At 60.6% G+C, this 20,886-nt stretch carries 19 protein-coding genes; 4 read left to right on the forward strand and 15 right to left on the reverse strand.

All coding sequences use genetic code 11. From position 1 onward, the window contains the following. Window positions 1-3: 3 nt before the first annotated feature. The 4 genes from HEP89_RS13865 to uxaC all read right to left on the reverse strand — a co-directional run bounded on the left by HEP89_RS13865 (window position 4) and on the right by uxaC (window position 4,382). Window positions 4-1,284, reverse strand: a complete 1,281-nt coding sequence (locus tag HEP89_RS13865; RefSeq protein ID WP_055656087.1) for a TRAP transporter large permease — start codon at window positions 1,282-1,284, stop codon at window positions 4-6. 1 nt (window position 1,285) lies between these two features. Then, a complete protein-coding gene (locus tag HEP89_RS13870; RefSeq protein WP_088665314.1) occupies window positions 1,286-1,783 on the reverse strand; it encodes a TRAP transporter small permease in 498 nt (165 codons plus the stop codon). Between the two features lie 152 nt (window positions 1,784-1,935). Next, entirely contained in the window at window positions 1,936-2,916 is a 981-nt protein-coding gene (locus HEP89_RS13875; protein ID WP_023003254.1) for a TRAP transporter substrate-binding protein, read from the reverse strand. A gap of 23 nt (window positions 2,917-2,939) precedes the next feature. Continuing rightward, window positions 2,940-4,382, reverse strand: a complete 1,443-nt coding sequence (gene uxaC, locus HEP89_RS13880; RefSeq protein ID WP_077291958.1) for a glucuronate isomerase — start codon at window positions 4,380-4,382, stop codon at window positions 2,940-2,942. A gap of 92 nt (window positions 4,383-4,474) precedes the next feature. Between uxaC and HEP89_RS13885 the strand changes: the two genes are divergently transcribed. The 3 genes from HEP89_RS13885 to HEP89_RS13895 all read left to right on the forward strand — a co-directional run bounded on the left by HEP89_RS13885 (window position 4,475) and on the right by HEP89_RS13895 (window position 6,942). Next, a complete protein-coding gene (locus tag HEP89_RS13885) occupies window positions 4,475-5,167 on the forward strand; it encodes a GntR family transcriptional regulator (protein ID WP_055656081.1) in 693 nt (230 codons plus the stop codon). A gap of 2 nt (window positions 5,168-5,169) precedes the next feature. Continuing rightward, entirely contained in the window at window positions 5,170-6,108 is a 939-nt protein-coding gene (locus HEP89_RS13890) for a sugar kinase (protein ID WP_168692288.1), read from the forward strand. A gap of 171 nt (window positions 6,109-6,279) precedes the next feature. Beyond that, the gene (locus tag HEP89_RS13895; RefSeq protein ID WP_023003258.1) at window positions 6,280-6,942 is read left to right on the forward strand and encodes a L,D-transpeptidase; all 663 of its coding nucleotides are present in this window, start codon (window positions 6,280-6,282) and stop codon (window positions 6,940-6,942) included. Window positions 6,943-7,295: 353 nt separating this feature from the next. Here HEP89_RS13895 and HEP89_RS13900 read toward each other — a convergent pair whose 3' ends face one another. From HEP89_RS13900 to HEP89_RS13935, 8 genes are read right to left on the reverse strand one after another with little or no spacing between them, the layout of a single operon-like run. Continuing rightward, window positions 7,296-8,084, reverse strand: coding sequence for an HpcH/HpaI aldolase/citrate lyase family protein (locus HEP89_RS13900; protein ID WP_077291961.1), 789 nt, complete (start codon window positions 8,082-8,084; stop codon window positions 7,296-7,298). Between the two features lie 11 nt (window positions 8,085-8,095). Continuing rightward, window positions 8,096-8,902 carry a 2-oxo-hept-4-ene-1,7-dioate hydratase gene (gene hpaH / locus HEP89_RS13905; RefSeq protein ID WP_209014695.1) on the reverse strand — a complete coding sequence of 269 codons (807 nt, stop codon included), beginning with the start codon at window positions 8,900-8,902 and terminating at the stop codon, window positions 8,096-8,098. After that, entirely contained in the window at window positions 8,899-9,753 is an 855-nt protein-coding gene (locus tag HEP89_RS13910) for a fumarylacetoacetate hydrolase family protein (protein ID WP_077291962.1), read from the reverse strand. Before HEP89_RS13910 ends, hpaH begins: the two co-directional genes overlap by 4 nt. Beyond that, window positions 9,750-11,168, reverse strand: a complete 1,419-nt coding sequence (locus HEP89_RS13915; RefSeq protein ID WP_077291963.1) for a pyridoxal-dependent decarboxylase — start codon at window positions 11,166-11,168, stop codon at window positions 9,750-9,752. Before HEP89_RS13915 ends, HEP89_RS13910 begins: the two co-directional genes overlap by 4 nt. Window positions 11,169-11,197: 29 nt before the next feature. Then, window positions 11,198-12,178: a 3,4-dihydroxyphenylacetate 2,3-dioxygenase gene (hpaD, locus tag HEP89_RS13920; RefSeq protein ID WP_023003263.1), complete on the reverse strand. Its 981-nt coding sequence runs from the start codon at window positions 12,176-12,178 to the stop codon at window positions 11,198-11,200. A gap of 20 nt (window positions 12,179-12,198) precedes the next feature. Beyond that, entirely contained in the window at window positions 12,199-13,053 is an 855-nt protein-coding gene (hpaD, locus tag HEP89_RS13925; RefSeq protein WP_168692289.1) for a 3,4-dihydroxyphenylacetate 2,3-dioxygenase, read from the reverse strand. A gap of 41 nt (window positions 13,054-13,094) precedes the next feature. Then, a complete protein-coding gene (gene hpaE / locus HEP89_RS13930; protein WP_168692290.1) occupies window positions 13,095-14,606 on the reverse strand; it encodes a 5-carboxymethyl-2-hydroxymuconate semialdehyde dehydrogenase in 1,512 nt (503 codons plus the stop codon). Between the two features lie 3 nt (window positions 14,607-14,609). After that, window positions 14,610-14,996 carry a 5-carboxymethyl-2-hydroxymuconate Delta-isomerase gene (locus HEP89_RS13935; protein ID WP_168692291.1) on the reverse strand — a complete coding sequence of 129 codons (387 nt, stop codon included), beginning with the start codon at window positions 14,994-14,996 and terminating at the stop codon, window positions 14,610-14,612. Between the two features lie 102 nt (window positions 14,997-15,098). Here HEP89_RS13935 and hpaR point away from each other — a divergent pair, with 102 nt between their 5' ends. Beyond that, the gene (hpaR, locus tag HEP89_RS13940) at window positions 15,099-15,551 is read left to right on the forward strand and encodes a homoprotocatechuate degradation operon regulator HpaR (protein WP_023003267.1); all 453 of its coding nucleotides are present in this window, start codon (window positions 15,099-15,101) and stop codon (window positions 15,549-15,551) included. 175 nt (window positions 15,552-15,726) lie between these two features. Here the strand turns inward: hpaR and HEP89_RS13945 are convergent, their stop codons facing one another. From HEP89_RS13945 to HEP89_RS13955, 3 genes are read right to left on the reverse strand one after another with little or no spacing between them, the layout of a single operon-like run. Then, on the reverse strand, window positions 15,727-17,520 hold the full coding sequence (locus tag HEP89_RS13945; protein ID WP_145903543.1) for a hypothetical protein: 1,794 nt from the start codon (window positions 17,518-17,520) through the stop codon (window positions 15,727-15,729). Further along, on the reverse strand, window positions 17,499-18,596 hold the full coding sequence (locus tag HEP89_RS13950; protein WP_168692292.1) for a glycosyl hydrolase family 8: 1,098 nt from the start codon (window positions 18,594-18,596) through the stop codon (window positions 17,499-17,501). The genes HEP89_RS13945 and HEP89_RS13950 overlap by 22 nt, the downstream gene beginning before the upstream one ends. Window position 18,597: 1 nt before the next feature. Next, entirely contained in the window at window positions 18,598-20,880 is a 2,283-nt protein-coding gene (locus HEP89_RS13955; protein WP_168692293.1) for a cellulose biosynthesis cyclic di-GMP-binding regulatory protein BcsB, read from the reverse strand. Between the last annotated feature and the right edge of the window lie 6 nt (window positions 20,881-20,886).

A 20,886-nucleotide genomic window follows, 5' to 3' on the forward strand; every position in this document is an offset into this window, starting at 1 on the left:
GCCTCAATGGAACAGGGATGGCAGCCACAGCGACAGAGACGGGATGTAGGTCACCAGAAGCAATGTGAAGATGGCGGCACCGTAGAATGGCCAGATCGTCCTGATCGCATCCCAGACCGATATCCGGCCGACGGCGCAGCCGACAAAGAGCACTGTGCCGACCGGCGGCGTGCATAGGCCGATCCCGAGGTTGAGCACCAGGATGACACCGAAATGGACCGGGTCGACCCCGAAAGCGGTGGCAACCGGCAGGAAGATCGGCGTGGTGATGACGATCAGCGGCGACATGTCCATGAAGGTGCCGAGGAAGAGCAGCACAATGTTGATCATCAGCAGGATGATCAGCGGGTTCTCGGAAATGCCCTTCATGAATGCCACAAGTTCCGCAGGAATGCGCAGGAAGGCCAGCAGCCAGCCGAAGGAAGCCGCACAGCCGATGACCAGCAGAACCATGGCGGTGGTGCGCACCGCGGCTTTCGTGGCGGCGACGAATTCCGGCCAGTGCATGGTGCGGTAGGCAAGCGTGGTCACCAGCAGCGCGTAGACGGCCGCGATGCAGGAGCTTTCGGAAGCCGTGAACACACCGGAGCGCACGCCGCCGAAGATGATGCCGATCAACAGCAGGCCTGGAATGGCGTTGATGAACATCGCACCAAGAGCCGACAGGCCGGGAAAGCGTTCCGTCGGATAACCGGCACGGCGGGCAACGAACCAGGCTGTGACCATCAGGGAAACTGCGAGCAAGAGGCCCGGCAGGATGCCCGCTGTGAACAGGTCGGCGATGGAAAGACGCCCGCCAGCCGAGATCGAATAGATGATCATGTTGTGCGAGGGCGGCAGCATCAGCGCAATGATCGAGGAGACCACGGTGACGTTGACACCGTATTCGACCGAATAGCCCTTTTCCTTCATCTGCGGGATCATCAGGCCGCCGATGGCGGTTGCATCCGCCGCGGCGGAGCCGGAGATGCCGCCGAAGAGCACGGAGGCGGTGATGTTTACCTGACCGAGACCGCCGCGCATATGCCCGACCACGGCCCCGGCGAGCGCCACCAGCCTTCGGGCAATGTCGCCGCGCACCATCAGTTCGCCGGCAAAAATGAAGAAGGGGATCGCCATCAGTGCGAAAACGGAGACACCCGAGTTCAGACGCTGGAAGACGACGACGGGCGGCAGGCCCATGTAGAGCACGGTGGCCAGTGACGCTGCGCCCAGGCAGAAGGCAACGGGTGTGCCAATCAGGAGCAGAACCGTGAAAGTGCCGAAGAGGATAACGGGTTCCATATCAAGCAGCCTCTTCGATGGGATCTTCGCCGAAGCGTGCGGTCGGCAGACCGGCTGCGCGACGCATCAGGCGTTCGATGGAAAAGAGAAAAACCAGGCAACCGCCGCCAACGAGCGGCAGGAAATCAACCGCGCCTGAAACGCCGAGCGACGGCAGTTTTACGTCCCAGGCCGACAGCGCCAGTTCCGCGCCGTACCAGGCCATGCCCGCGCCAAAGGCGGCGACCACGGCATCGGAGATGCTGTAAAGCACCAGTTTGGCTCCCTGCGGCAGAAAGTAGAGCAGGACGTCAAAGCTGAGATGGTAACCTTCACGGATGCCGACGGCGGCACCCAGGAAGATGAACCAGCCCATCAGGATGACGGAAGCAGGTTCCGACCAGACGAGGCTGTCGTTCATGACGTAGCGCATGAAGACCTGCGCCGTGATGAACACGGTCATGAGAATGAGGCCGCCTCCGGCAAGCCAGAGCGCTGCCGTGGAGACATGGCGCAACATCTGCGCGGTGAACTTGAGATGAGGCTGCACGTCGAGATCCTGAAGCAGGGGGCCGGGTCAAGGCGGATCCTGAAAAACGGCCAGCAGCCAGCCGGGCCGTTCCGCGGTCGATGGACCGCGAAACAGCTTTGCCGGCTGCGGGCTTGCGAAGATCAGTCGGTCGCGCGGATGCGGGCGACGAGATCCTTCAGATTTTCGGAGGTCACGTGCTTCTCGTAGACGCTGTCCATGGCTGCCATGAACGGCTCCTTGTCGATTTCCGTGACGACTTCGACACCGGCAGCGCGGACTTTTTCTTCAGACGCTTTTTCGCGGGCCTGCCACTGTTCGCGCATGAAGGGGACCGAGTCCTTTGCAGCCTGGCGGACGGCTGCCTGGTCTTCCGGAGACAGATTGTCCCAGGACTTCTTCGACATCACCAGCACTTCCGGCACGATCAGGTGTTCGTCCAGAGTGTAGTAGCCGGCAACTTCGAAGTGACCGGAAGATTCGTAGGACGGCCAGTTGTTTTCCGCACCGTCGATAACGCCGGTCTGGATGGACGAATAGACTTCGCCATAGGGCATCGGCGTCGCGTTGGCACCGAGCGCCGACATCATGTCGACGAAGATGTCGGACTGCATGACGCGAACCTTCATGCCTTCAAGATCTTCAATCGATTTGATCGGTTTGACCTTGTTGTAGAAGCTGCGCGACCCGCCGTCGTAAAAGGCAAGGCCGACATAGCCGTGCGGTTCGAACGCCGCCAGGATCTCGTCACCAATCGGACCGTCCATCACTGTGTGCATGTGATCGACGCCCTTGAAGATGTAAGGCAGCGAGACAACCTTGGTTTCCTCGACCAGGTTGTTGAACGGGCCCATGGAGACGCGGTTCAGGTCGATGACGCCGAACTTGGTCTGTTCGATGGTGTCCTTTTCCTCGCCAAGCTGCGCGGAATGGAACACTTCGACACAGATGCGGCCGTCAGTGCGCTCTTCCAGCAGCTTGCCCATCTGCTTGACGGCCTCCACCGTCGGATAGCCGTCCGGATGAGTGTCGGACGATTTCAGTGTCACTTCGCATGCAAGCGATGCGGATGTGAGCGCGGCGGTGGCCAGAAGCGATGCCGCAAGGGTCTTCAATACTTTCATAGTCTCCTCCCGAAATTGGCTCGTCAGAGCCGATAGGCCTGCTTGGCAAGCCTGTAAGTGAGGTCGTGAGCGACCTCATATGCCTCGTCCTCGTCCAGCCTCCCGGATGTCACGAGCGATGCGAGGTAAGCGCAATCGACACGGCGGGCCACATCGTGGCGGGCCGGAATCGAGCAGAAGGCGCGGGTGTCGTCGTTGAAACCGACTGTGTTGTAGAAACCCGCAGTTTCCGTGGTCAGTTCCCGGTAGCGGCGCATGCCTTCCGGGCTGTCGTAGAACCACCAGGCCGGACCGAGCTTGAGCGTCGGATAGACGCCGGCAAGCGGGGCCAATTCACGAGAATAGGCCGTTTCGTCCAGCGTGAAGAGAATGATCGAAAGGTCCTTTTCCAGACCGACCGCGTCCAGCAGCGGCTTGAGCGCCTTGACGTAGCTGGTCTGGGTTGGGATGTCGAAACCCTTGTCCCGGCCATGAGCTGCCATGATGCCGGACGAATGATTGCGGTAGCTGCCCGGATGAATCTGCAGAACCAGCCCGTCCTCGAGGCTCATTCGTGCCATTTCCGTCAGCATATGGCCGCGGAATGCGTCGGCTTCCTCTGGTGAGCAATTGCCTTTCAGGGCCTTCTGGAACAGGGCTTCAGCATCCGCAGCCGACAGGTTCTCGGTGCGTGCGGTGGCGTGACCATGATCGGACGACGTTGCACCGAAGGACTTGAAATAGGCCCGGCGCACCCGGTGGGCATTGAGGTAGCCCTGCCAGCTGGTGGTGTCTTCACCGGCGAGCTCGCCGAATTTTTCGACGTTGGCGCTAAATCCCTCGAACTCCGGGTCGACAACCGCATCGGGGCGATAAGCCGTGACGACCCGCCCTTTCCAGCCGCTGTCCCGGATCTGTCGGTGCCATTTCAGGTCGTCCAGCGGTGATTCCGTGGTTGCGATCACCTCGATGTTGAAGCGCTCGAACAGCGCACGAGGCCGGAATTCCGGGCGGCTCAGGCAATCGGCAATGTGGTCGTAGGCTTCATCCGCGGTTTGGGCGGAGATCCGTTTGGTCCAGCCGAAGACTTCCTGGAAGGAATGCTCCAGCCACATGCGTGAAGGTGTGGCCCGAAAAAGATGGAAGTTCTCGGCAAAGGTTCGCCAGATCTTGCGGCTGTCGGTCTCGCTCAAGCCGCCGTCGATGCGCGGTACACCCAGTTGGCTGAGGTCGATCCCTTGCGAGAACAGCATGCGGAAGACGTAGTGATCGGGAACGATGAACAGTTGCGCCGGATCGGGGAAAGCTTCGTTTTCGGCGTACCAGCGCGGATCCGTGTGCCCGTGCGGGCTGACGATCGGCAGATCCTTGACGGTGGCATAAAGCTCCGTCGCGATCTTGCGCGAGGTCGCATCGGCGGGAAACAGGCGGTGCGGGTCAAGGCCCTGTTCCGAAATATCCGGTGCATCCGCTCTTTCCAGTGACATTCGTTTCTCCCGTGGCGCCTTTGGGCAGGCTGATGTTGCTACTAGTAAACTGATATGCTAGTTGAGTAGACGAGTCAACGGAGACAACGCTGATGTCAGAAAGTAGCGCCCTGAAGGTGCTCGAGCCGATCAAGATCCCGACCGTCGCAGATACGGTGTTCGAGGAATTGCACCAGCAGATCCTGTCACTGGACCTGGCGCCGGGCACGCGCATGTCGGAAGCGGAAGTGGCCAAGGCCTTCGGCGTGTCTCGCCAACCCGTGCGCGATGCCTTCTACCGGCTGTCGCAACTCGGGTTCCTTTTGATCCGGCCCCAACGGGCAACGGTTATCTCCAAGATCTCGGAAGTTGCGGTGCTAAAGGCCAAGTTCGTGCGGACGGCACTGGAAGTTGCCTGCATGCGAGCCGCCATCGAAGTGATCACGGACGCACAGATCGACGATCTGGACGAGCTGCTTGCACAGCAGCAGGCGGCGGTGGATGCGAATGAACGCCAGTTGTTTCACACGCTTGACGATACGTTTCACCGGAGGATCTGTGAAATCTCGGGCCACGACTATGTCTGGGCGCTGATCCGCGAGCAGAAAGCGCATATGGACCGGGTGCGGTTCCTGTCGCTGGCGTCCGGCGCGCAAGTCGCACTGGACGATCATTTCCGTATCATGTCGGCCATTCGCAGGCGGGACGGAAAACTGGCCGAATCCATGCTGACCGAACACCTGGGCCGGATTGCCACCATTCTCGGCCGCATCCGCGCCGAGAACCTGGACCATTTCGAGGAATGAGTATGCCGATGCGGTTTCTCGCCATCGGCGAATGCATGGTCGAGTTTTCACCGACACCGTCAGGAACCTACGCCGTCGGCTTTGCCGGCGATACGTTCAACACGGCCTGGTACGCGCGCCAGCTGACGGACACCGAAAAGCTGGATGTCGGGTACCTGAGTGCTGTCGGCGATGACGCACTTTCCGGACAACTGACGGATTTCATCGAAGCTGCAGGAATCAGGCCCTTGATGGCCAGGGTGCCAGGTGCAGCGCCGGGCATGTACATGATCTTCCTCAGCGAAGGCGAACGAAGCTTTCAGTACTGGCGCTCGCAGTCCGCGGCCCGGCATCTTGCCGACGATCTCACAGCACTGGAGACAGCCGGGGAAGGAGACCTGCTCTATTTTTCCGGTATCACAGTGGCCATTCTTGCCGAAGCAGCCCGGGACCGGCTGCTAGCCGCCCTGCAGGCGGCTGCCGGGCGCGGCGCGGAAATCGTCTTCGACCCTAACCTGCGGCCGCGCCTGTGGCCGGCCAGTGACGAAATGTGCCGCTGGACGATGAAGGCGGCCAGTGTCGCCGGCATCGTGCTGCCGTCGTTTGAAGATGAAGCCAGCCATTTCAAGGATACCGACGAAGCGGCAACCGCGGCGCGCTATCTCGCCAATGGGGCGAGGCTGGTCGTGGTCAAGAACGGGGCGGGGCCGATCCTTGTGCGCGGGGCCGATGGCGACAGTTTTCAGTATCAGCCGGAACCGGCAAGCACGGTCGTCGATACGACGGCAGCAGGCGACAGTTTCAATGCGGCGTTCCTGGTCGAATACATGGAACGGGCAAGAACGCGTGAGGCTGTTCGTGCGGGCTGTGCCCTTGCCGCGCATGTGATCGGCAGCCGTGGAGCGCTGGTGCCTGTCACAAGAATGGACCTGATTGCCTGCCGCAACAGGTTGAGCGCCTGATTGTTTGTTTAACCTAACGGCAGAAAAGCCCCAATTTTAATCAACTGTTTACCATAAATATGTTGCTTTCGCTCCTGGATCGCGTGATGTGTCTTTAGAATTTTCTGATCCGGTCAGAACCGTATTATTGCAAGTTTGACGGTTCGAGCACGCCGCTGAAAGGACGCGAATATGGCTTCCACGATGAGCCGACGCACATTTGTTGCTGCAATACCCCTGCTGCTGGCAGCCTGCCAGAGCCAGCAGAGTTCAACCGTGCAGGCGGGATTGACGCCGCTGGCCGACGGAACACCGGATTACGCGACGGCCTATGCCGCCAGAACCGATGGCGGGTTTTCGATACCGGCGATCCAGTATCAGAAGTTCGACCCGAAATATCTGCGCCAGGTGGTGTTCTATCCGAGCAAATATCCATCCGGCACAATCGTTGTCGATCCCGGCAGCAAGTATCTCTACCTGATCCAGCCCGGTGGTCGTGCCATCCGCTATGGCATCGGTGTCGGTCGCGCCGGTTTTGCCTGGAACGGTGAGGCGGAAATCCGCTTCAAGCGCGAGTGGCCGAAATGGTTTCCGCCGGACGAGATGATCGAACGGGATCCGAAACTGGAAAAATATCGTGACGGGCAGGACGGCGGTCCGAGCAATCCGATCGGCGCACGCGGGCTTTATCTGTGGCAAGGCAACAAGGATACGCTCTACCGCATCCACAGCACCAACCAGCCCTCCAGCATCGGTACCAATGCTTCCAGCGGCTGTATCCGCATGTGGCATCAGGACATCATCGATCTCTACAACCGCGTCAATGTCGGCGCCAAGGTGGTTGTGCTGGGCTAGGTTTTCGGCACCGTCCGCTACGGCCTCATGTTTGAAGAGCCGCAGGTCCCCACAGATGGACTGGCGGCTCTTTTTCGTTCACGCGGCCCATCCTTCGAGACAGCGCTTCGCGCTTCCTCAGGATGAGGAGGGTGGTTGGGAGGCTCTTCGGTGAAAGGGCTCCCGGGGGTGGAAAGTCCGACATGGTGACCTGTCTGACGTAGTTACCGGGGTTCTGGCAGGCAGGCGTCTCGGATCCGGTCAGTCAAGGACAGCTCATACTACCACCCCAAGGCCTCATCCTGATGAGGGCCTTCAGGCCCGTCTCGAAGGATGGGCACCTTGTTCAAGAGACTGCATCGAGCCTCTGGCCTTTAGCCTTCGACCGACCCAAGTAACTCCTTTGCCTGCCGGGCTGCACCGCGGATGGCCGCGGCATAGAGGGTAACGTCGATCGACGTGGCAACGAAGGTTGCGCCAAGCTCCAGACAGGTGCGGGCGAAATCCAGATTGGTGGTCAGGATACCCGGTGCCTTGCCGGCAGCCTTGATGCGTTTCATGGCGTCGAGGATTACGGCAACGACTTGAGGATGCATCGGGTCACCGAGGTGGCCCATATCGGCGGCCAGATCCGAGGGCCCAATGAAGACACCATCAACGCCGTCGACCGACAGGATGCCGTCGAGGTCTGCCAAGCCAGCGCGGTTTTCCACCTGAACCAGCAGGCAGATCTCACCGTCGGCAGTCGTCAGGTAGTCGGGAATGGCGGAAAAGCCGGACGCGCGGGCAAGCGCGGATCCAACGCCGCGCACACCGACCGGCGGATAACGTACGGCACTGACGAGCTCTTCTGCCTGCACCTTGCTTTCCACCATCGGGACCAGCAGCGATTGCGCACCGGCATCCAGGAACTGCTTGATCATCCAGGTCTCGCCGATGGGTACCCGCACGACCGGCTTGCTGCCAGAGGCCTCGACCACTTTCAGCTGCGCCATCATGGATCTGAGGTCGTTGGGCGCGTGTTCGCAATCGATCAACAGCCAGTCGAAGCCGGCACTCGCGGTAATCTCCGCCGTGTAGGCATCGGCAAGCCCGACCCAGCAGCCCATCTGCGGCTGACCGGAATTCAAGGCGGCTTTGAAGGCGTTTTGAGGCGCTGGCATGGTATTCCCTATTAGGCGAAGGAGCAGGATACAGACCCGAACGGGCCGAAGTCGGCGTGGACCTTCGAACCGGAGGGGCATTCCACTGGCCGGATGAAGGATCCGGACAGAATAATCTGTCCGGCTTCGATTGTCTGTCCGTAATCGGCCATGCGCCGCGCCAACCAAACGACGCTCTCGACCGGATCGTTGAGGACGCCCGCACCAAGGCCGGTCTCCTCCACTTCACCGTTCCTGGTGACGATGGCGCCGGCCCAACGGAGGTCGACCGCTCCGGGATCATGCTTTTCGTTGCCCAGAACCAGGCCGGCATTGGCGGCGTTATCGGCAATGGTGTCGAAGATCTTGCGAGTCTGTCCCGTCTCCGGATCGACGCGCTGGATGCGCGTATCGAGAATCTCCAGGCTCGGACACACGTGATCCGTCGCCGCAAGTACATCCTGGCGCGTGACGTTGGCGCCACCGAGAGAGGCCTTCATGACAAAGGCAATTTCCGCTTCGATGCGCGGCTGGATGAACCGACCCTTGGGGACCGTGGCTCCGGTTTCAAACAGCATGTCGTCGAAGAGGACTCCACTGTCCGGAATGTCGATCTTGAGCGCGTCCTGCATGGCTTTCGACGTCAGACCGATCTTCCAGCCGATGATCTTGCGGCCTTCGGCAAGCTTCGCCCGGGCAAGTTCTTTCTGGATTGCATAGGCCCCGTCCATGTCGAGGTTCGGATGGCGCAGGGTGAGAAGACCAATCTGCTCGAGCGTCGTTTCCGCGTTCAGGAGATCATTTGCGGCTTTGGAGATGTCTGCTTCGCTCAGGCTCATTTTTCATCCTCCACCCCGTTCCGCAAGATGCCTATGCCATCGACCTCGATCTCGACCACGTCACCGGGTTTCAGATAGCGGGGAGGGTCGAACCGGGCGCCGGCACCTGTCGGCGTGCCGGTGACGATGATGTCGCCGGGCTGAAGTGTCATGAAAGTCGAGATGTAGGCGATTTCCTCACGGATCGGGAATGTCATGCGCTTCAGGTGATCGTCCTGGCGCAACTCTCCGTTGACGCGGGTCTGAATGCGGGCCTCATCCAGTTGGTCTGCCTTTTCGAAAGGCACGAGCCAGGGACCGATAGAACCGGAGCAGTCCCAGTTCTTGCCCTGGGTGACGTTGAATTTCGCGTGCCGGACCCAGTCGCGGATGGTGCCTTCATTGCACAGGGTCAGGGCGCAGATATGGTCATAGGCATCTTCCGCCTTGATGCGTCGGCCGGTCTTGCCGATGACGATGGCCACTTCACCCTCGTAATCGAGTGTGTGGTTTTCGGGCGGTCGGATCAGCGGACGGTCGTGGCCGGTGAACCCGCTGGCAAACCGCGGGAACAAGGACATGTATTTCGGTTGGGTGCTGCCGTCCTTGTACTCCGCATTGCGGTCGGGAAAGTTGACGCCAACACACAGGATCCGCGGCGCGTCCGGCAGCACCATTTCATAAGTGAACTCGGAATGCGTAACCGGCTTGTCCTTTGCGGCAGTGACGAGATCCTGCAGACCGCCGGCGCGGATGGCGTCGTAAAGCGTCGGCCACTGCGGAAAGTCCGGCGACAGGGCGATCATGCCGGTATCAGTGACGGCTCCGTAAAATTGTTGTCCGTCGGCGCTGTAGGTTGCGAGCCGGGTCATGCGGTCTCCATGTTTCTGGCAATTTCGGTAATGACGTCGAAGGCAAAGGCGACGTCTTCCTGTGTGCAGTCGAACTGCCCGACCTGGAAGCGGACCACCTTGGCACCATCCAGCAGGGTCTGGGTCAGGTAGATCCGGCCATCGTCGTTGATGGTATCGACGAGGCGCTGGTTGAGCGTGTCGAGGTCCCTTGCACCTTCAGGGGCAAAGCGAAAGCTGAACAGGGAAAGGACGGGCTCGGAGGTGATTTCAAAATCCGGTTCTGCGCGCAAACGCTCGGCAAGAGCGGTTGACCAGTCGACATGGTTGCGCAGGCGCCCTCGCAGGCCTTCCAAACCGTAGGAACGCATCAGGAACCAGAGTTTCAAGGCCCGGAAACGGCGGCCAAGCGGAACGGACCATTCGGAATAGTTGACGATCCCGTCGTGGCCGTGGGTCTTCAGATATTCCGGCCGGATCGCCAAAGTACGCACAAGGTCTTCCGGGTCGCGAACGAAATGGGCGGAACAATCGAACTGGGCTCCAAGCCATTTGTGCGGGTTGAAGACCATGGAATCGACGCCGTCGACGCCTTCCCAGAGCTCGCGGTACTCGGGGACGATCATCGCCGCGCCTGCCCAGGCCGCATCAAGATGCACATAGAGGCCGAAGTCCTTCGCGACCGTGACGACCGCTCCAACATCATCCGACGCGCCAACGCCGGTGCCACCGGTGCAGGCGATGATGCCGGCTGGCCGGAAACCAGCCGCAAGATCGGCTTCGATGGCCGCACGCAGCGCGTCCGGATCCATGGAGCGACGTGGGCCCAGAACGGGGATACGCACCAGATTGTCCTGGCCGATGCCGGAGATCCAGATTGCCCTGTCGATGGAGGTGTGGACCTCATTGGAGGAATAGACCCGAAGGCGCGGTTGCCCGCTGAGGCCGGCCTTGTTGCCATCCCATGAAAGGGCGCGCTCGCGCATGGTCAGGACGGCGGCCAGAGTTGCGGTGGAGGCGCTGTCCTGGATCACTCCGGTAAAGGACCCGGGCAGACCGACGGCCTGGCGCAGCCAGTCCATCATCCTGGTTTCCATCTCGGTTGCCGCCGGAGAGGTCTGCCACAGCATGCACTGCGCCGCCATGGCGGTAACGAGATATTCCGCCAGCATTGATGGCGGGGACGCATTGGCGGGGAAATAGGCGAAGAAGCGCGGGTGTTGCCAATGGGTCATGCCCGGCAGCACGATCTTCTCGAAGTCCGCGAAGATCTTCTCCATCTCCTCGGCAAGTTCGGGAGGTGCCTCGGGCAGGGCGTTGAGGATTTCACCCGGCTTCACCTGGGCACGGACAGGCCGCTGCCGCAGGGTCTGGTGATAGTCTGCGGCCCAGTCGGCCACCCTCCGGCCCCAGCCGGCAAAGTCAGTCCAGTTCATCGCATTCTTCCAACCATTGTCTGTTTCACCTATGGCGCAACAATCGGTTGTGCGGCAAGGCTGGGGGCCTGAACTTCGGTTCCTTCGAACAGGGATCCTTCCTCGAACCAGCTCTTGGGAGCTGGCGCGCCCCAAAGGGTCTGCCGCTGCGGATCCTTCAGGTCCCACCTGATCGGTTCCAGATCCGGATCGACCGTCTGGTAATCCGAACAGTAGATCTCGATCCGGTGGCCGTCCGGGTCTCGAATGTAGAGGAAGAAGGCGTTGGAAATGCCGTGTCGGCCCGGGCCGCGCTCGATATTGGATACCCAGCCAGTGGTTGCCATCAGGTCGAGCAGGTCGATGATATTGAGCGGGGTCGGCACCCAGAACGCCGTGTGATGGAGGCGCGGGCCCTTGCCGTTGGTGAAGGCAATGTCGTGGACGCCGCCCTTGCGGTGGGTCCAGGCGGCCCACAGACGGCCGGTTGCCTCGTCTTCCGTGTATTCGGTCACCCGGAAGCCAAGCTCGTTGTAGAAGGCAACGGAAGCATCGACGTCCGGCGAGAAGCAGTTGAAGTGGTCGATGCGGAGCGGCTTCACGCCCTTGTAGAGCGCGTATTTCTGATGGATCGGCGGCAGGCGGTCCATCTTGGCGTAGAACTCCAGCGGAATGCCATGCGGATCGCGGGTCCGGAATGTGCGCGACTGATAGGGCCGCTCGACCCAGTCGACCGGCAACCCCTTGCCCTTGAAGAAGTGCGCGGCCTTGTCGAGGTTTTCCTCGTCGAACACCTTGAAGCCGAGATCACGGGCAGCGGCATCTGCCGATTTGCGCAGAACAAGGCAATGGTGGCCGCGTTCTTCCATGGCGCGCAGATAGATCGCCTCATCGGATTCGTCCGTGACCTGAAGCCCGAGCGTGTCGACATAGAAGGCCCGGCTCTTGGCCAGATCCGTGACGCCCAGTTCCACATGGCTGAGCCGGATGATGTTGAAGGGTGGATAGAGATTGGGGGCCGGAATGGGCATGGAAGGCTCCTGCGATAAACCTATTGGACCGGGAAGATGACGTTGGTCTGTCCGGTGCCGGAACTGGGGAAATAGTCGGTCACGACCTCGCATTCGGCGGTGTAGCTGTCCCAGCCGAGCGCGCCATAGAGCATGGCGGTGTCGTGCATGGAGCCTTCGCCGCAGCAATGGTCGGCATATTCCGGCAGCATCTTCAGGAAGGTGGCATGATCGCCCCTTTGCCACATGTCGAGGACATGCAGATCGACCTGCCGGTTGAACTCGGATGAGATGGTGAATGTGCCGTTGTTGGCGGCGTAGTCCTTGTTGGCCCAGATCTTGTGAGACAAGGATCCCGAGGCAAGCAGCAGCACCTTCTCGTCACTGGCTTCGACTGCCGCCCGGATCGCTTCGCCGACGATACGGCTCTCGTCATGGCCGTGCACCGTGCACCAGGCGGCGACCGAGACGACCTTCATGTCGTGTTCCCGGCTCATGAACCGCATCGGCACCAGCGTGCCGTATTCAAGTTCCAGGCTGTCGAGATGATGGGCGAGCGTGAAAGCGCCGCGCTCGGTTGCCTCTCTTGCGATGGCGTCGCCCATCTCCGGGTTGCCCTCGTAGGCGTAAGGCAGGTTCTGGATGAAATGCGGAAATTCGTTCGAGGTGAACAGGCCTTCGAACCGCTTGTTGGCATTGATGTGAAAGCCTGCGTTGATCACCCAATGCGTGTCGCAGACGATCGCCGTCGTCGCGCCGAGCGCTTTTGCCCGGCGCGCGATTTCGTAATGACCGTTGATAGCCGGCTGACGCTTGCCCTCCACAGGTCCGGGCTTTTCCGACATCAGCATGGTCGGCACATGCGTGACCTTGGCCGCGAGAACGATTTCTCCCATAGTCTCCTCCCGTTACTGCGATCTTATGTCGTTCACATTCCTCACGCACCAAGGCGCGGGATGGCGTGCTGGCCGGTCGCAAAGCCGATGTGTTTCTGCTCCATGTAGAATTCGAACGACCAGTCGCCGCCGTCGCGGCCGATGCCGCTGGCCTTGACGCCGCCGAAAGGGGTGGGCAGGTGACGGACGTTTTCCGAGTTCACCCAGATCATGCCCGCTTCCAGACTGTTGGTGAACCTCAGCGCCCGCGTCAGGTCGTTGGTCCAGACGTAGCCGGTCAGGCCGTAGGGAATGTCATTGGCGATCTGAAGTGCTTCTTCTTCCGACCCGAAGCGGATGGAGGTCAGGACCGGGCCGAAGATTTCTTCCTGGGCGATTTTCATCGAGTTGTTCGCGCCGGTGAAGAGGGTTGGGCGTACGAAGCAGCCTTCCGTCCCGACGCGGCTGCCGCCAGCGGCAATCGTTGCACCGTCCTGGCGGGCGGTTTCGAAGTAGCCGGTCACCTTGTCGAAATGGGTCTTGTGGATCAGCGGGCCGATTTCGGTCTTTGGGTCGAGGGGATGACCGACCCTGATGTTGTTCACCCGCTCGATGAGCCTTGCCTCGAATTCATCGGCAATCGTGTCCTGCACCAAAAGGCGCGAGGACGAGGTGCAGCGCTCTCCGTTGAGCGAATAGATCATGAAGATTGCGGCATCCAGCGCCCGGCCGAGATCGGCATCGTCGAAAACGATCACGGGGTTCTTGCCGCCGAGCTCGAAATGCACCCGCTTCAGGGTTTCCGCCCCCTGTCGCATGATCATGGACCCGGTGCGGCTCTCGCCGACGAAGGCGATGGCCTTGATGCCAGGATGTTCTGTCAGGGCCTTGCCGGCTTCTTCGCCGAGGCCGTTGACAAGGTTCCAGACACCTTTCGGCAGGCCGGCTTCTTCTGCAATTTCCATCAGGATGCGTGCAGTGACTGGAGAAAATTCCGCCGGCTTGTGGACCACGGTGCAGCCTGCTGCGAGCGCCGGCGCGATCTTCCAGGTCGACAGCATGAAAGGCGTGTTCCAGGGCGTGATCACACCGACCGGTCCGATCGGAAGACGCGTCGTGACGTTCATGAGGGTCGGTGATGGCAGGGCCTGACCGTCGCGGGCACCTGGCGCCTTGTCAGCGAAGAAGCGGAAGTTCTCGGCGCCGCGCAGGGCGGCCTTCGACATGAAACGCAAGGCCTGACCGGTATCCCAGCATTCGCAAAAGGCGATTTCTTCGGCGCGGGCGACAATGCCGTCGGCAATCTTGTGAAGGATTTTCTTGCGCTCCGTCGCGGCCAAATCGCGCCATGCCGGAAAGGCCTCCTTGGCGGCCCTGGCTGCAGCATCGATATCGGCAGCATCCCCCCTGGCAACCTTGCAGATCAGGCTGTCGTCCACTGGGGAAGTGGTTTCGAAAGTCGCGCCGGAGGCTGCGGGGCAGGCCTTGCCGCCGATCTGGTTCAGCACGCCGGTCTCCCGGAACCTTGCGAGGTAGGTCTCAAGTTTTTCAATGTTGTTCTGAAGGTCAGACATGGGTCAGACAGTCCCCAAATGGTCGCGAATGGTGCCCGTCTTGGGCGAAAGGTCCGGGTCGATGTCGCGCATCTCAAGCGATAACGCGAGCGAACTGGTGGCCAGGACCGGTTCCAGGAAAGCCTTTGCGGCCTTGAACAGACGCTCCGCTGCATCGCGCTTGACGTCGTCCGGCCGTCCGGCGCGAAGGCGTACGGAAATGTCGATGAAGGCATGTTTCGCGTCGCTGTCCGCGATTGCATAGTGGTCGCACCGGATGGCCCGCACCCGCAGACCGGGCATGGGAAGGGCATCGATGGTTGCGGCCTGCGCACGCAGATGCTCGCACAGGGCCTTTATGTCGGCCCGCTGTTCCAGATTGGCGGAATATTCCAGCGATATGTGCGGCATGGGATTTCCTTAACAGTGCAATATTTGCTATGTTAAATATATGAGATCGAAACTGTCAAACTTTTTGTGTCTAATAATCTGCCAATTCGCTATGGACCTTGCATGATCGACGACACTGAACCCGCTGACGGCCCGGCGCTGCCGTCCACAAGACGCTCCATCCCGATTGCGCTGATCCGGGCGCGCGAGAAGGTGATGGGCCCGATCCGAGAGATGCTCTCCGACTGCGGCATCACCGAACAGCAGTGGCGCATCCTGCGGGTGCTGGAAGAATTCGGTCCACAGGATGCCTCGACCCTGGCAGAGCGGGCCTGTCTGTTGCTCCCCAGCCAGACCAGGATCGTTCAGACGCTTCTGGAAAAGGGGTTGGTGACCCGTCAGGCGGACGAGAAGGACCGGCGCAAGCAAACGGTGGCGATTACGCCGGCCGGACAGGCAATCATCGAGGATAAGCTCGATGACGCCAAGGCAATCGCGGCGCGCATAGAAGAGGTCATCGGCAAGGAGAAACTGACACAGCTGCTCGACATTCTGGAGGATTTCCAGAAGCTGTAAGAGGCCTGGGACTGAGCCTGGGGCTGGGACAGATTATGGATTGAGGCCGGTTATCGCGGTGAGGGCCCGGCACCGGATGCCGGCTATTGGCCGGAAACGGCCCGGGCTCCCTTCAGCTTGCATAGCTGGAAAAGAGCCCGGGCTTCTGGTCTCGTGCGGGAAGAGACCAGTTGTTTTAGTTGTAGCGGTACATCTTCTTTTCGGAGAACCACTTGCCCTGGCGGGTTTCGGTCGTGGACCCCGCCTTGTCGGCTTCCGCGAAGAGCTTGTGCGCCTCTTTCGACCGGCCCGTGTGATACAGCGCCCAGGCCCGAAGCAGTTTTGCCTTGCGGCTTTCGCGCCCGCTCATTGCGTTTCTTTCAAGGTACGGCAGAGCGCCTGCATAATCTCCGGTGCTGATCTCCTGTTCGGCAGAGCGCAGGTAGGAAGACCCGGAGGAGCGCGATCCGCCAGAGGAGCGGCTGCGTTCTTCGGAAGCGGACGCAAGCTGTGCGCCGCCGAGGGTCTTGATCGCCGGGAATTTGGTTGACCATTGCGCGATCAACTGTCGTTCGCGGGCTTTCTGCTTCTTGCGCTGAGCAACCACGATCTGGCCGACGGCCGCGGATTCGTTTGGCTGGAACTCCATCGATTTGGCAAACCAGATTTCAGCTTCATCGAGTTCAAGCATGTTGTAGAAGTGCCAGCCGAACACCTGTGCGGCAATCGGCGATTGCGCATCCTGGACGACGTTCGCAAATCTCGACAGGCGCTTGAAATCCATCTCGGTGCCATAGCCTTCCAGAAGCTGAATCGAAACGACTTCCAGATATGCCTTGAGGATGAGCGGATCCTTGCGCCGGTTCTTGTAGGCAAGTTCCTCGGCTTCCTCGTATTCGCCATCTTCTTTCATGGAAACAACCATGCCTTCGATGGCCTTTGGCGAGGGGCGAAGCTTGTAGGCTGTCTGGAACCATTTGGTGGCGGTCTTGAACTCTTCGCGGGAATAGTAATACCAGCCCAGAAGTTCGGCATCGTTCGGGTTCTGGAGTTTTGCAGCCGAATTGGCGAGTGCGTCCAGATCCGATTTGTCGACCAGCATGGCGGGATCGGTGGCGCCTTCGCCAACTTCACCACGCAACAGGTCCAGGTAAATTTCGTTGAATTCCGAGCGACCGTCCAATCCGGTTCTGCCGTAGGCGACAAGCTGCTCCACCGCGTTGCGCGGCAGTACTTCGGCAGCCTTTTGCACGGTGGCCTTGCGCTCGTCCTCATTGGCGCAGTTGGCAAGGATGTACTTGTAGGCTTCGAGCGCCTTGACGTCCTGACCGGTCTCGTTGAGGGCCCTGGCTGTCCGCCAGATAATGTCGATTTCCTGGCAGGTCAGAAGATCGGAGTTCTTCACCGCTATCTTGATGACCTCCTGGGCGTTGCCCAGTTCGGACGCCTGGATGAGGGTCTTTCGCGCTTCGGCATTGATGATCTGTCGGCGCAATTCGGCTGAAGGCTCATAGCCCGGGTAGAGATTTATGTATTCCCGGATCTTGGCGTAGAGCTCCTGGGTCCGGCCGGTGGCGAAGAGATCCCAGAGCGGCTGTTCGTTCACCTCGATCCGGTTGCGGTCGTAGATGTTTTCCGGCGGTTGCCAGTCCGGATGAAGAGACTTCAGCCGCTTGATTTCGGCAGACACACGGCCGATCTCGCCGTTCTGTGCATAGTAGCGCAGGGCCGTTTCATCGACCTTGGCAGCCGCGGGGGCCGCCGGGGCCGCGGACTGTGCGGCCCCTGGCTGGGTGACCGAAAGCGCGAAAGGCGAAACATTGGCCTGCTGGACCGGCAAAACACCGGTTTCAGGTGCCTGCAGGACAAACGGAGAGCCGCCGGGCAGTTGTTGTTGCGGCGCGGCTTCCCACGGAGCGGACTGCGCCAGGGAACCGTTGGTCGCAAACGCCAGCGCGAAGGAGGCAATTACCATTCTGGTGAAAGACATTGCGGATACCTCTCTGCAATTGCGAGAATCGTGAAGATCTGAAGTGTTGTGGAGTAATAGTCGTCGGTGCCGATCTGCAGCAGTTCGGACGGGAATGGCTCGGCCTTGTCCATGCATCTGGTCAGGGCGGCAATTGCGCGAAAACCGATGCCACCCATGACACTCTTCGGCTCGCCCGTGACGATCTGCGTGACCGATGGGCCGCGGGGATCGGCAAAGCCGCGTAGCGTTGAAAAATCCGCCGCCTTTTTCACGCGCAGGGCATTTCTGGAGAGCGCGAGATAGAGCGGAACCCGGATGGCATTGTAGCCGAATTCAGGTGTGAACTTATCGGAAGGCACCAGCTTGAGGCCGCCGATATCGACCCAATCCGGTGGCAGGTAGCTTGGAGCCCTCTGGGAAAGGTCCAGGACGTCCTCTCCGACAACCGCAACCTCGCCCCAGTTCGCGGACGTATCGAACTCGGCGATGGTTTCCAGGGCCGGATAGACCCAGTAGGACGGGTTGACCGTGACGGTCTGATGATCGCCGGAGACGAACCCTTCGCTGCCGGGAACAAGAACCGGTCCGAGGGCGGTTTGCTGAAGGAGCGATGCGGCGATATCCGCCAGAACGACCTTTGCCGAGGCAAGGTCTTCAGGGTCTCCCCAGTTCTTGTAGGCCTCGATCAACGCCCAGGCGATCAGCAGGTCCCCGTCCGTCGCGTTGTTGGTGTCGGCGACATTGGGACCTTCCGGCGTGTGCAGCACCTTCCAGGCAAACAGGTGATCCTTGCGCACCTGCAGGTTCTCGTAGGTGTAGTCGCGGATCAGCTTGAAGGTCTCGCGGTCATCCACCGCGACGGCCAGAACCATGCCGTAACCCTGGCCTTCGCTGTGACTGATGCCTTCATTGGCATCGTCGATGACGGCTCCTTCCGGGGTCATGTGGCGGCTCGTATAGTCCCGCCACGCCGACCCCAGCCAGAGCGACACGGCTTCCTTGCTGCGGGCGCTGGCGCCGAACACCGGTTCGGCGTGAGCGGGAGCAAGCGACAGGAAAAGTGCCATGCCGGTTGTCATGCAAAGCCTCAGCATGTCAGCGTCCGGACCGTTTGAGGGAGACGTAGTAGCTGAAGCCGAGGATCAGGCAGAACGCCAGCATGAACACGACGAAGTCGAGCATGTTGTGCGAGACCAATCCTGCCACGACGAGTCGGCTGTTCCTGAACTCGGACGGGTTTGCCAGCGAGGCAAAGTAGTTCGGATCGGACAGGCGTTCGGATGCAAACCTGTTGGTGGTCGCGTTATAGAGCGACGTGTCGCCGGTGAGCCAGGCAAGCCTGCCTTCGCGCAGCATCGTTTCCGTGCTGGCCTTGATGTCGTCACTCGTCAGGCCGGTCACGACAGTCCAGGTGTCCTGCTTGACCGGGGCTCCCATGAAGGCAACCCAGCTTTCCTTGGATGTCAGCGTCTTGGTTCGCTGTGCGATCAGGATGCTGTTGCCCTGCAGCGCGAAGCTGCGGTCGGACGGAACTTCGGAATTGAGCTTGAAGCCGACGCTGCGCCAGGCGGATCCGGCGTATCGCTGGATGCTTGCCATCAGGCTGGTGTCGTTTTCGTCAACAGACTTCAGCCCGAAAAAGCGGCCCACCTGACTGCGCGAGCCTTGCGTTCTTTCCGGGTCGAGCGTGTCCAGATAGGCTTCCTTGGCCATGCCCGACAGGCGATTGACCGGGGCAACAATCAGCCCCGGCTGATTGCCGACCGAGGCGGAGGCCGTCGTGATGGCGATCGGCCGGACCTGCTGTGTGATTGCTGCCGTTGCCACGGCAAGCTGAGCAGCGGCCTCCAGGCTTTTCGGGTCGTCGGCAAGCACCTGAATGGTGGTCGGCCGGTTTTCTGCAGGATTTTTCGGCAGAAGGTCGGAAGGAGACAGGCTCGGTGTCACGCGCATTCTGGCAAGTGCATCGAACTCGATCGTCGATGTGTCCGCATCAAGCGACAGCCGGTCGCCATTGAGGCCGGTCGCGACATCGCAGGTGGCATCATCTTCTGTCAGGGAAGACACTTCGATGCGCAGGTCGTTGAAGCCGGGCGAGAAGCCGCCAAGCGGGATATCGAGTGGATTGCGGGAAGAAATGCCGTCACGCGTCAGTTCCGCAGACGCAAGTGCGGCACCATTGGCAAAGACCTGCAGCCGGTTGGCATTGGACAGGTTTGCCAGCGCATCGATGTTCAGGCTGAGCTTGGCCTTGCCATAGTCTCCGACGAAATAGTCGTCCGGCAGGCGGATCGAGAAGTCCTGCCGGAGAAGCCGGCCGTCGAAGCGTTTGCTGCTGACGCCGATCTTTGCCAGGGAAACCGTTTCGCCGGGTTCGATCTCGTAACCGAACTTGTTTTCGAAGGCGGCAATGCCCCGGCGGCTTCCCAGCATCGGCTTGGCCTGCAGGGCCTGTTTGAAGGCTTCGATGGACTTGTCCAGAGCCGGGCGGTTCTCTGCCGCGAGAAACAGGGAAACCCTGCCCGTATCCGGCCGGTGGACGATAGCAAGGCCGGGGATTTCCGAGCCCGTGTCGCCAACGGCAAAGCCTGCGTGCGAAAGCTCGGCCCGAGTGCCGACTATGATATCCAGGCCGGCATCGTTGCCCGGCTCGTTCCTGATCTGAATGTCCGGGTTATGGTATTTCCCGAAAGCCGCGACAGTCTGAGCAACTGCCAGGACCCGGTCTAGATTTCCGGCGCTCGCCGTGCCCAGTTGCAGCAGGCGCATGTTGGTGGCGCCGCTCTTGTCGTTCGGGACCGCGCGCAGGAGTTCAAGGCTGGCCGACAGTTTCGGTGAGTTGTCCGGGCCCGGATCGAACACGATACCCGTGTTTGCCGGGTTTAGCACCGTCCACAGTTCATAGGTGGCGGGGATCGTGCAGTCCACACGGTGCTTGTGTTTCGCAACGAACCGGATTTCGTTGAACCCCTCGACCATCAGACCGGGAGGGAGGTCGAAGCTGCGCATGGAGCTTTGAGCGCCTGCGTTGAGTTCAATGTCGCCAACGGGCTGACCGTTGACCATGATGCTCATGCTGGAATGTTCCGGGGCGGTCGAAACCGCGGTCAGGTAGTCCACCTGCAGCTTGCGATAGAGAAGGACCTCGTCCCGGGGAGCGTAGACGGCCAGCCGGATTTCTGCCTGTTCGCCTTCCATCCGGAGCTGGTCGGCGGTTGCTGTCAGGCGGCGGATGGTGCTGCGTTCTTCGGACTTGGTGTCCAGCACCGATACGTCGAGCTGCTGGGCAATTGCCGAAACAGGCAGAGCAATCAAGGTTGAGGCGACAAGCGCTGCCTTGAGGCAGGTTGCGGCTTTGAGGTGATACAGAGTTTTCATTGCTTC

The organism is Labrenzia sp. 5N, from assembly GCF_012395805.1.
In the GTDB taxonomy this organism is placed as follows: Bacteria; Pseudomonadota; Alphaproteobacteria; order Rhizobiales; family Stappiaceae; genus Roseibium; species Roseibium algicola.

Bases quoted from the DNA above. Each gene is read 5' to 3' on its own strand.
- hpaR (WP_023003267.1), top strand. From the start codon at position 15,099: ATGATCGACGACACTGAACCCGCTGACGGCCCGGCGCTGCCGTCCACA.
- uxaC (WP_077291958.1), bottom strand. From the start codon at position 4,382: ATGTCACTGGAAAGAGCGGATGCACCGGATATTTCGGAACAGGGCCTT.
- HEP89_RS13875 (WP_023003254.1), bottom strand. From the start codon at position 2,916: ATGAAAGTATTGAAGACCCTTGCGGCATCGCTTCTGGCCACCGCCGCG.
- hpaD (WP_168692289.1), bottom strand. From the start codon at position 13,053: ATGGGAGAAATCGTTCTCGCGGCCAAGGTCACGCATGTGCCGACCATG.
- HEP89_RS13955 (WP_168692293.1), bottom strand. From the start codon at position 20,880: ATGAAAACTCTGTATCACCTCAAAGCCGCAACCTGCCTCAAGGCAGCG.
- hpaE (WP_168692290.1), bottom strand. From the start codon at position 14,606: ATGTCTGACCTTCAGAACAACATTGAAAAACTTGAGACCTACCTCGCA.
- HEP89_RS13890 (WP_168692288.1), top strand. From the start codon at position 5,170: ATGCCGATGCGGTTTCTCGCCATCGGCGAATGCATGGTCGAGTTTTCA.
- hpaD (WP_023003263.1), bottom strand. From the start codon at position 12,178: ATGCCCATTCCGGCCCCCAATCTCTATCCACCCTTCAACATCATCCGG.
- hpaH (WP_209014695.1), bottom strand. From the start codon at position 8,902: ATGAGCCTGAGCGAAGCAGACATCTCCAAAGCCGCAAATGATCTCCTG.
- HEP89_RS13945 (WP_145903543.1), bottom strand. From the start codon at position 17,520: ATGTCTTTCACCAGAATGGTAATTGCCTCCTTCGCGCTGGCGTTTGCG.
- HEP89_RS13915 (WP_077291963.1), bottom strand. From the start codon at position 11,168: ATGAACTGGACTGACTTTGCCGGCTGGGGCCGGAGGGTGGCCGACTGG.
- HEP89_RS13885 (WP_055656081.1), top strand. From the start codon at position 4,475: ATGTCAGAAAGTAGCGCCCTGAAGGTGCTCGAGCCGATCAAGATCCCG.
- HEP89_RS13935 (WP_168692291.1), bottom strand. From the start codon at position 14,996: ATGCCGCACATATCGCTGGAATATTCCGCCAATCTGGAACAGCGGGCC.
- HEP89_RS13870 (WP_088665314.1), bottom strand. From the start codon at position 1,783: ATGTTGCGCCATGTCTCCACGGCAGCGCTCTGGCTTGCCGGAGGCGGC.
- HEP89_RS13950 (WP_168692292.1), bottom strand. From the start codon at position 18,596: ATGCTGAGGCTTTGCATGACAACCGGCATGGCACTTTTCCTGTCGCTT.
- HEP89_RS13910 (WP_077291962.1), bottom strand. From the start codon at position 9,753: ATGACCCGGCTCGCAACCTACAGCGCCGACGGACAACAATTTTACGGA.
- HEP89_RS13895 (WP_023003258.1), top strand. From the start codon at position 6,280: ATGGCTTCCACGATGAGCCGACGCACATTTGTTGCTGCAATACCCCTG.
- HEP89_RS13900 (WP_077291961.1), bottom strand. From the start codon at position 8,084: ATGCCAGCGCCTCAAAACGCCTTCAAAGCCGCCTTGAATTCCGGTCAG.
- HEP89_RS13865 (WP_055656087.1), bottom strand. From the start codon at position 1,284: ATGGAACCCGTTATCCTCTTCGGCACTTTCACGGTTCTGCTCCTGATT.